The 633-nt window shown below is 71.2% G+C and carries 1 pseudogene; it reads right to left on the reverse strand.

What is annotated here, in order from left to right:
• Nucleotides 1–598: pseudogene (locus OR16_RS39340) on the reverse strand (formylglycine-generating enzyme family protein); the annotation flags it as partial.
• Nucleotides 599–633: the final 35 nt, after the last annotated feature.

The following is a 633-nucleotide window of genomic DNA, read 5'->3' on the forward strand; positions in this document are numbered from 1 at the left end:
CGCATCCCCGCGCCGTTGCGAGCGCCGGTTGAAATTGCCAGTGGTTGCCGTGCGGTACGCGAACCCCGGTCCAGCCGGGCCGGCCCGCCCGCCGTCGCCTGCTTGATTGCCTTGCCGTCCTTGCCCTGTTGCCGCCACTGCGCGTCGTCTTCCACCAGGCGGAAGCCGAGATGCGACATGCTGTTGTACGGGTCCGTGCCGCGCCGCGCGCTCGGGCGATAGCTCAGGCAGTAGTCCTCGTTGCAAAGGAAGGAGCCGCCGCGGGTGACGCGGCGCGGCGCGGCCGTCGGCACGCCCGGCTCCGAGGGATCCCACGATTCGCCGGGGCCGGCGGGGTTGTCGATCAGCTTGGCGGACACGGCCTCGCGCTTGAACTGGTCGGCGCGATACCAGTCGGCCACCCATTGCCAGGCGTTGCCGGTCATGTCCGACAGGCCGTAGCCATTGGCCGGGAAGGTGCCCACCGGGCTGGTGCCGAGCGCCCCGCCAGCCTTGGCGCTGACCACGGGAAACGGCTGCACCTGCCCTGCCAGACATTGGCCATCTGCCGGCCGTCCGGGGCGAACTGGTCGCCCCACCCATAAGTGGCCTGCTCCAGCCCGCCGCGCGCGGCGAATTCCCACTCGGCTTCGG

Origin of the sequence: Cupriavidus basilensis OR16, from assembly GCF_000243095.1 — a bacterium.
Classification (GTDB): domain Bacteria; phylum Pseudomonadota; class Gammaproteobacteria; order Burkholderiales; family Burkholderiaceae; genus Cupriavidus; species Cupriavidus basilensis_D.